Below are 9,443 nucleotides of genomic sequence, written 5' to 3' on the forward strand. Positions count from 1 at the left end.
TGCCTGTTCCTATTTTGTAGAATAGGCATCTTGCCTGTTCCTATTTTGTAGAATAGGCATCTTGCCTGTTCCTATTTTGTAGAATAGGCATCTTGCCTGTTCCTATTTTGTAGAATAGGCATCTTGCTTCTAATCTTTTCCGCCGGGCAGGATGCCCACCCTACTCCTATTCATTCGCAAATTCAGCAACGCCGACGGCTGACGACACCTCAAGTAGGGTGAGTTTTTAGCTCACCGCTGACGGCTGAATGCTTACAATTTTCCTGTCTTGATGCAAAGCGCGAGTGGGGCAAACCTCCTTTGGCAGATTGCATCCCTTGTACCGTAAGCTTTCTGAGTTTTGAACTGGAATTAATGCACAAAAGTCCTGAAGACCCCCTATAGGAAAGGAAGACTAAAGACATAAGTGTAACTATTTCGGCCAATGCTCAACTTTAAATCTCTAGGCTTATCTATTCTTTCCGCCTCGGTTGTTTTACAAAGTCAAGCACTTGCGTGTGTTCCCGAGTCTGTACTAGACAATTTTACTAACTTTTATTTTTGGCAAGCTAATCCAGAAATGTCAAACAAGAGTATCAAGTCTCATCAAAAACAGTACAAAAAAGAGTGGTTGGCTATTAAAGAGGTTTTAAAAGACAGGATTGTTTGGATGGAAATACCTAGCTGTTATGCTGATCATGGAGACTATGGTTATGAGGTGAAGGATTACGTAGAGACAATTACAGCATTAATCGATGCAGTATTCTATGCTAGTCACCCTGAGTTAAAGGGGCGTAAGTTAAGGCCAAGTGAAACCCACTTAATTCGAGAGTGGAACTTGATAAAACAGAGTTTTATTTATGATCCGTGCTAGTCATATTGGCCTTCCAAGTACACAATTACTTACACAAAAAAAAGGGTGCATCTCATCTTTGTAAAAAAGTTGCGTAGGGTGTGTTAGGGGGGGCATCATTTTCAGCATCGTAGCTAGGGTTTAGACAGCCCGCCCCGTAACGCACCACCTTGTCAAACAACAAAAATGAGATGCACCAAAAAAAAATAATTATTAAACCGATTCATAGTGTAATTATCTACACAAGATTTTCCCATATTACTATTTGAGTGTTGCTTAATAATGGAATAAATTAAAGAGGTTTGTGGAATAGGCATCTTGCCTGTTCCTATTTTGGCGTTGCTTAATAATGGAATAAATTAAAGAGGTTTGTGGAATAGGCATCTTGCCTGTTTCTAATCTTTTTCGGCATCTTGCTTCTAATCTTTTCTGGCAGCCAGGATGCCCACCCCATTCCTTTCATTCCCTAATTCAGCAACGCCGACGGCTGACGGCACCTCAGGTAGCGTGAGTTTTTAGTTCACCGCTGACAGCTTAATGCTTACATTCAATAAGTTGATGCATCCTACTGTAGCTAGATTTGATACTTAGAATTTTGATGAACAATCAAAGTAGTCTATTGTAGCCAAAACGATCTTCACCTCTTATTAAAACTGCTTTCCAATTATCTAACTTTATTTTTTTAGCACCATAAACTTTGATATCGTACCCTTCTTGAAGCATCTTTTCTGTGTAAATTTTTGTGTCAGTTTTGACAATACGACCAACTAGAGCCCAGCGATAGTCATCCGTAACATTCCTTGTTGAGCCATGAATTACTCGTTCAGAGAAAATAAAAAATTGTCCGGCTTTAGCTTCAAGAAAGTGGACATTTGCAGAGTCAAATGGATAGTCAACTTCTTTTTTTAATTCTCCATAAGACTTATTAGCGCTACCAGACTTATTTTTACTTTTTTTAAATTTAATTGGGTAAATTTTTCTCTGGGTTCCAGGAATTACTGTCAGACAAGATTTTTCTTTTGGCACATCAGTTAGAGCAATCCAACAAGTCAGAGAAAAAATATCCTTGATGTTTGCAGGCTGTATTATTGATTTTTTCCAGTCCATAAACCAAGTATTGGTTTGATGCCAAGGTGTTCCATTGCTATGAGGAGGAATTTGAAAAAAGTTACTATGCCATAAGATAATATCGGAACCAAGCAGTTGAGCGCAGCGCTCTGTGATTGCTGGATTTTTGAATAAATTTAGAAGTGTATAATCTTCTAAATGACGGTTATAAGAATTCAATCTTCTAGCAAAAAATTTGTTTGTTTCGCTCAATACTGTATGGTCACTATTTTTTGCACTGCCATTTATCTGAGCTTCAAATTGATAATCTCCCCTATAATAAGACAGTATTTCCGATTCAGTCTTATCTAATTTAATTACATGATTCTTCATGGTGTTCGCTTCTTGAAAAGACATCAAATCAAAAGGACCTATGTAGCCGTTTTTAGAAAACAAACTTATCTCTTCTTCTGTTAATTTATACTTGGGATCGACTACTGATTTGGCGGTGTAAGAGTTTGGTTCTCGAAGTTCAGAGTAATAAGTGAAATACAATTTTTTACCGCCGGATTTAAAAGCAGTGCCAAACATTTTATTATTCCAACCTATTGGCAATTTATCTCTTATATTTTTAGGCAAAATAGAATGAATAAATTTAACTTTTACCAACAGAAACACTAATATCAGTTTGAGACGATACAAAAAGTGGGGTTTGTAGATCATGCTTTTTATCCTTATCTTTATTCCTAGTGGTACAAAAGTATTGATTTTAGCCCTCAAAACCGTTACTAGACCGTAGCTAAATCACTACATTTTTACCACTATATCTTTATGTATTAATAATTTTTTACGATTTTATGGGAGTACCAGTCACTTCTTTCATTAAGAAAATATTATTAATTTTTTCTTAATCATCGACTGGCTTAGGAGTTAAATAAGTAGGTCTCATTGCCATTGATTTAGCAAGGCCAAACAGGTGGGGGAATAGCTTTTTGCAGTTTGATATTTTTGCCTCCATTTATTTTTATTATCTATAGTATCATAAGAATAAATTTTAAGTACAAAAAAAATGTTAAATTTCAAACAATATCAGATGAGACTGGGCTGGAACCCTAGTTTTATAATGGTTTCGTAAATTTTTATTACCTAATTATCTGAATTATTTGAATCGAAAATTACAAAATTACTAACTAATTTATTAATAACTATATGGTGGTGAATATAACTAGTTTTTGCGGGGTAAATGCAATAAAAATTAAAAATTATGCCCCAGATAAGTTAGAGTGTAATAGAATCAAAGCTTTTAAAATTTTAAGCATATACCTCGTGTTCATGCTGGCTCGTTTGTTTTTTTGACGAATACTGCGTTTATAGCTAGTTTGCTGATTGAGTAAATTAATACTAAGCGCCCTTGAATAAAGCTATATTCTATAGAGTCTTGCCTGTTGGATACCTTGATTGTGACATCGGTTCTTCTAGCATATTATGAGTTCGTTTTTCTTGCGCTTACCCTGCACTCTACTCCTATTGATTGGAAACTATTGATTGGAAAATTCAGCAACGCCAAAAATTTGTTACAAAAGTTTTTAAAATATGCTATAATATACTATTTTTTATGATATAATATAATCATGCCATGAACCCTAAAACGTTCCATGGTAAGAGCCAGCCGACAGATTCTCCAAGGTCCCAAGGCTGGCTCTAGATTCCCCATGAAAGGAGACAAGATTTATTATGACTTACTACCACCGCCTACATCCGTGGGCTGTTGTTCGGCTATTGCCGCAGATGCAACGGGTCGTTGTTGCTCGCTTCCGCAATCGGTCGGATGCAGAAGGGCACTTAAAGGCTCTGAAAAGGTTGATGCCGGATGCTGAATTTGTGATTGTATTTGATGTTGGCAATGATCCTATCGGTGAAGAATCTAGGGATGAGCGGGAATAGAGAATAGTTGGAGGTTGCGGCAGGAAACGGGCAAGATGCCCGTTCCACCAAGATGCCCGTTCCACCAAGATGCCCGTTCCACCAAGATGCCCGTAATCGCACTACTCCCTTGCCTATATAGCGTTTTTTTTGGGTTGTAAACACACGTATGGTAGGCATTGGCTTGCCTACCATAGGCAAAAGGCAATAGGAGAAAAATATCCAGAGTTTTATTGAACAATCAAAAAAGACCTCCCAGGTTTACATTTCATTTGGAAACCCTATACTCTTCTTCTGTGATTTTGGGACAATCGAACGAATTTGCGTCATTTCAGCCTACGAAAAATCAAGGTTTGACCCCAGTTTTACAGAAGAGGGATAGTTAATTATAATTATTAAGTTGTTGTGCATTTAAATTAGATATTCTTCCGTTATAAACCCCCCCTAGTCAATCACAGCAAGAGATTCAAGCTTTGGTAACTTTTAATTACAACTATCTTGACAAATAGTTTTATATATGCCGTAAATAACCGGATCCTCTATAATGCTAATCACAGCAAGAGAGTCAAGCTTTAGTAACTTTTAATTAAAACTATCTTGACAAATAGTTTTATATATGCCGTAAATAACCGGATCCTTTATAATGCTAATCACAGCAAGAGATTCAAGCTTTATAAATTATTAATGAATAAGGTATTGACAAATAGTGTTTTATATAATTTGGTGACAACCAAACTCTGTATGCAAAAAAAGTAAACAATTGTAAACAATAAGTGCTGAGAAAAAAAAAGTCTGGTAATCTAATTATGGTGGACGTGTTGATTGAAGAAATTAACAGCCACTAAATTGTTAACCGTAAAGGATGATTCGATATGCAAAATCAAGAATCCAATACTCAAGTCAAGCCATTCTTCGCTCACTTCCTAGAAGAGCAAAAAGCGGGTGCTAACCAATCTGAGACTGGTTATTCTGATAAGGAAACTCTGAAGTATCCTTCTGATTCTGAAGAGGTTACAACCGACAAGTATCCTTCCGATTGGGAAGATGGTTAATAAAGATTAAGAGGTTATTGTGAAGAGGTAGCACCCTCAACAAAGGACTGAATAATCTATCGGTAGTGGTCGTGTTTAGTAAAAAAAATCACGACCACTTACTTAATCTAATTAAAATCATAAAAATCTAACGATTGCGCTTTCCCAATGGAAAAGAAAAAGTTTTATGTCTTCGTCCGGTGACTTAATTTTATTACTTACCCACAGTGGTGACTTTTTCACAATAGATCGAGTAGCAGAAGCCTTGTCAAAAAAAGGGGCGCGACCATTTCGCTTCGACACAGATAAGTTTCCCTTAGAGGTGCAACTCAGGGCACAGTTTGATCAATCCCAGAGCAGCTATAGGCTGAAATATGGCGCTGAAGTGATCAGTAGCGAGGACGTAAAAGCAGTTTGGATGCGCCGTATTTGGCAACCTAACCTAGGTGAAAATCTTGATCCCCAGTTCCAAGAATCTTGTATTCGGGAATCTAAAGCAACATTATCAGGACTTTGGGATAGTCTCAGAGGAGTGCGATGGATTGATGATTTAGCAAAAGCCGGAGCTGCCAACAATAAGCAGCGGCAATTGCGGGTAGCCTCTGAGGTGGGGCTTGTGATTCCTAAGACTTTAATCACCAATGATCCAGAAGCTGTAAGGGAGTTTTTTCAACAAGTGAAGGGGAAAATGGTAACAAAGCTGTTAAAGGCTTTATCCTACAGTATGGAATATACTCCTTTTTTCCTTTATACCAGTATTGTTAAAGAAGACGATTTGCTGGATGCTGAATCCCTGCGCTATTGTCCGATGGTGTTTCAAGAGCAAATTCCTAAGCAGTTGGAACTGCGAGTGATATTTGTTCAGGGCAAGGTATTTGTAGGAGCGCTAGATTCGTCTATTTATGAAAAATCCACAGTTGATTGGCGTCGCCCTAATACTGACGTAGGAGTATGGCAACACCACGAGCTTCCTGATGAAATCGTGGCTCGAATAAAAGCCTTGATGGATAACTTTGGCTTACTGTATGGAGCTTTAGATTTTATCGTGACACCCTCAGGAGACTATGTGTTTTTAGAAGTTAACCCCGGAGGGGAATGGGGTATGTTAGAACGCGATTTGGAACTCCCTATTTCTAATGCGATCGCAGAAGCTCTGATTTCTTAAAAGCTATAGACCCGGTGGGTGGAACGGGCATCTTGCCCGTTACAATTTTCGGGCGCACTATCCCAACCCTAGCTACCAGGTAAAATCAGAGGCTTTGCACCCCTAACGCACCCTACGCAACTCCCTACTCCCTACTCCCTACTCCCTACTCCCTTATAAAATAAAATGACAGTATTAATCATTACATTTAGCCAAGACAACGAGAGTATTCCTCTAGTTATCAAAGCCATTGAAGCTCAAGGAGGAAAAGCATTTCGTTTTGATACCGATAGATATCCTACCGAAGTGCAGCTAGATATTTACGAGGGCAATTCTCAGGGAGTAATTATTACGGATGGGGAACAGAAGCTAGATTTGAGTGAAGTGTCCTCGGTTTGGTATCGACGGATGCGCTATGGGAAAAAAATTCCCGACACCATGGATCAGCAGTATCGAAACGCTGCAATTCAGGAATGTCGCGTCACGGTTAGGGGTATGATTGCCAGCATCAAGGCATTCCACTTCGACAAAATGTCTAATGTTGATGTCGCTAACAATAAGCAACTACAGCTCCAAGTGGCACGAGAGGTGGGCTTGATTACGCCCCGTACCCTGAGTACTAACAATCCAGAGGCAGTGAAGCAATTTGCTTCTGAATGTCAAGACCAGGGTATCGTTACCAAAATGCTATCTTCCTTTGCTATCTATGGAGAGCAAGGGCAAGAACAGGTTGTTTTCACGAACCCAGTCACAGCGGAGGATTTAGAGCATGTGGAAGGACTGCGTTTCTGTCCGATGACCTTTCAGGAAAAGGTGCCCAAGGCTCTAGAATTACGAACCACGATCGTGGGACACCGTATATTTACTGCTGCGGTGGATTCCCAGAGCTTAGAAGGCTCTACTTTCGACTGGCGCAAGGAAGGCCGAGCGTTAGTTAAATCTTGGAAAGCCTATGATTTACCCGAAGAGGTTGAAAAAAAGTTGCTCAAACTAATGGCTTATTTTGGTTTAAACTATGGAGCCATAGATATTATTCTTACCCCTGATGGTCGGTATGTATTCCTGGAAGTTAACCCCGTTGGGGAATTTTTCTGGATGGAGACGTTTTCACCCCACTTCCCCATTTCTCAAGCTATTGCTGAAATTCTCCTCACTAATGCGTCATAATGAAAACTGATCAAATCCCTCAAGTTACTAATGATGAACCAGAAAAGTTACAAGAAGAATTAGATAATAATCTAGAAAAATCTGAAGAAAAGCTAGATAATGTTCAAGATACAGATACAGATACAGATAATAAGACAGATAATGAAATAGAGAAAGTACCGGAAGAACTAGAGACGCATTTATACCGGCGTCTATTTGACTATGGTTGGCAGCATAAAGCACCCTTTTTATTCGCTATAGTCTTAACTATCTGTGCTTCATTTATCAACTTCTTTATTCCCCAAGTTAATCGCTATGTTATAGATGTAGTGATTCCCGAAAAACAATTTAATATGCTGCCTTGGGTAGGAGTAATTATCCTATCTATGACTTTAGCAGCCGGTGCTTTGCTATTTTTTCAACTCTATGCAATCAAAGTATTCGGACAAAAAACTATTGAGAGCATTCGCCTAGATTTATATCAACATATTCAAGGTCTATCCATTAGTTTTTTTGAAGGCCAACGCACGGGCGAATTAATGTCACGGTTGGCAAGAGATGTGGATATAGTCGGGCAATTACTGTCTGCTAATTTAATTGCTATATTAATCGATAGTTTTGCGTTTATTGTCGTTTTCATCTATATCCTTGTCAGTAACTGGCTGCTGGCAATCATGATTGCCCTTACCTGGCCTTTCATCATTTATATTTTACAATTTTCTCAGAAAAGACTACAAAAAATATATCAATCGGTTAATGATCAAGCTGATTTAATTAGTAACCACTTACAAGATACTATCTCGAATATTAAAATTATCAAGTCTTTTGGTAACGAGCAGTATGAAATTGACCGATTTAGCGAATTTAGTCGTAACTATCGGGAAGAAAATCTTAAGGCGACTCGATTTTGGTCTATATTCGTACCGATTATTAATACCCTGAATGAACTGGGAAATTTACTGACATTAGTTTTCGGTGCTTGGGGAGTGATGGTTAGCCATCTGACTATTGGGGAATTAGCAGCCCTGTTAACCTATGTAACCCTTTTAAATAAACCGATTAATCGCTTTAATGGATTAGTCAATATTATCCAAAGTTCAGGAGTATCAGCCAAAAGAATTTTTCAGATTTTAGATACTAAAGTAGAGGTTAAAGAGAAGGAAAATGCGATTAATTTGACCTCGATACAGGGCAATCTCAAATTTGAAGGGATGGAGTTTGCTTATCACAACAACCAGTCAGTGATTAGAAACTTCAATTTAGACATTAAACCGGGGATGTCAGTGGCGTTAGTCGGTTCTTCTGGTTCGGGAAAAAGCACTGTTGCTAAAATAGCCGCTCGGTTTTACGATCCCCAAAAGGGACGAGTATTACTTGATGGACATGATCTACAAGATATTAGTTTAAGTTCCTTGCGATCGCATATTGGCATCGTGCCCCAAGAAACCTTACTGCTCTACGGCACAGTAAGAGAAAACATAGCTTACGGTAAGCTAGATGCCACAGATCTCGAAATTGAAGCAGCAGCAAAAGCTGCCAATGCCCATGATTTTATTATGGGTTTCCCTGATGGTTATCAATCCATTATTGGTGAGCAGGGTGTGAAACTATCAGGAGGGCAGCGACAACGGATTGCGATCGCCCGAGTTTTGCTAAAAAATCCCCAAATTGTTATTTTAGATGAAGCAACGTCGGCTCTAGATTCTGAATCAGAACAACTAATTCAAGAGTCTATTAAACAGCTTTTTAAAGGACGCACTAGCTTAGTGATTGCTCATCGACTCTCGACTATTGCTGATGTTGATTTAATTGTGGTCCTGGAAAAAGGCGAGATTGTGGAAACTGGAACCCATACGGAATTAATTGCTCAAGGGGGAAGGTATGCTTATCTCTATGAACTGCAATTTGTTAAGTCAGGAAATTAAGTAGGACATTGGAAGAGGTTAGCGATCGCTTCTTCTAACTCCTGTACCAAAGAGGTCAGTGCGTAGGGTGCGTTAGGGGCGGGCTTGCCCTCATGTTCAAACTCTTCGCGCCTTGTTGGGACAGCCCGCCCCGTAACGCACCACCGGGTCAAACAGCATGCATTGAGATGCACCCTTTCTGTATAGTCTTAAGAAACTGATTCACGCACTGCGCCCTGGTAGCCCGATGAATTCACCGATCACCATCACACTGCTGGCTCTGTTGCTGGCATTGAGAGAACTAAAGACTCCACTAACACAAGAAGAGTTAGATGATTTAGCAGATGTGGGACATCAGCTAGCCCTCGACCCCGATGACTGGGAATATATCGCAGAGGGTTTGATGGCAATCATTC

Annotated in this window: 8 protein-coding genes; 6 read left to right on the forward strand and 2 right to left on the reverse strand. The window is 39.1% G+C overall.

What is annotated here, in order from left to right:
• The first annotated feature begins 424 nt into the window (after positions 1-424).
• Positions 425-853: a hypothetical protein gene (locus F6J99_RS35735; protein ID WP_293120306.1), complete on the forward strand. Its 429-nt coding sequence runs from the start codon at positions 425-427 to the stop codon at positions 851-853.
• Between the two features lie 585 nt (positions 854-1,438).
• Here F6J99_RS35735 and F6J99_RS35740 read toward each other — a convergent pair.
• Positions 1,439-2,602 carry a phytanoyl-CoA dioxygenase family protein gene (locus tag F6J99_RS35740; protein WP_293120307.1) on the reverse strand — a complete coding sequence of 388 codons (1,164 nt, stop codon included), beginning with the start codon at positions 2,600-2,602 and terminating at the stop codon, positions 1,439-1,441.
• Positions 2,603-3,613: 1,011 nt separating this feature from the next.
• Between F6J99_RS35740 and F6J99_RS35745 the strand changes: the two genes are divergently transcribed.
• Entirely contained in the window at positions 3,614-3,823 is a 210-nt protein-coding gene (locus F6J99_RS35745; RefSeq protein WP_293120308.1) for a hypothetical protein, read from the forward strand.
• On the opposite strand, the gene F6J99_RS35750 is transcribed toward F6J99_RS35745, so the two are convergent.
• On the reverse strand, positions 3,804-4,043 hold the full coding sequence (locus tag F6J99_RS35750) for a hypothetical protein (protein WP_293120309.1): 240 nt from the start codon (positions 4,041-4,043) through the stop codon (positions 3,804-3,806). The two genes, F6J99_RS35745 and F6J99_RS35750, sit on opposite strands and share 20 nt — an antisense overlap.
• Before the next feature lie 631 nt (positions 4,044-4,674).
• Between F6J99_RS35750 and F6J99_RS35755 the strand changes: the two genes are divergently transcribed.
• From F6J99_RS35755 to F6J99_RS35770, 4 genes are all read left to right on the forward strand, one after another.
• On the forward strand, positions 4,675-4,854 hold the full coding sequence (locus tag F6J99_RS35755; protein WP_293120310.1) for a microviridin/marinostatin family tricyclic proteinase inhibitor: 180 nt from the start codon (positions 4,675-4,677) through the stop codon (positions 4,852-4,854).
• A 166-nt stretch (positions 4,855-5,020) separates the two neighbouring features.
• Complete coding sequence (locus F6J99_RS35760; protein WP_293120312.1) at positions 5,021-5,998, forward strand: MvdC family ATP-grasp ribosomal peptide maturase; 978 nt, start codon at positions 5,021-5,023, stop codon at positions 5,996-5,998.
• A gap of 165 nt (positions 5,999-6,163) precedes the next feature.
• Positions 6,164-7,144 carry an MvdD family ATP-grasp ribosomal peptide maturase gene (locus F6J99_RS35765; protein ID WP_293120314.1) on the forward strand — a complete coding sequence of 327 codons (981 nt, stop codon included), beginning with the start codon at positions 6,164-6,166 and terminating at the stop codon, positions 7,142-7,144.
• Positions 7,144-9,048 (forward strand): ABC transporter ATP-binding protein, encoded by a 1,905-nt coding sequence (locus F6J99_RS35770; protein WP_293120316.1) that lies wholly within the window; start codon positions 7,144-7,146, stop codon positions 9,046-9,048. The genes F6J99_RS35765 and F6J99_RS35770 overlap by 1 nt, the downstream gene beginning before the upstream one ends.
• Positions 9,049-9,443 lie beyond the last annotated feature (395 nt).

This window comes from Moorena sp. SIO4G3, assembly GCF_010692305.1.
Taxonomy (GTDB): domain Bacteria; phylum Cyanobacteriota; class Cyanobacteriia; order Cyanobacteriales; family Coleofasciculaceae; genus Moorena; species Moorena producens_A.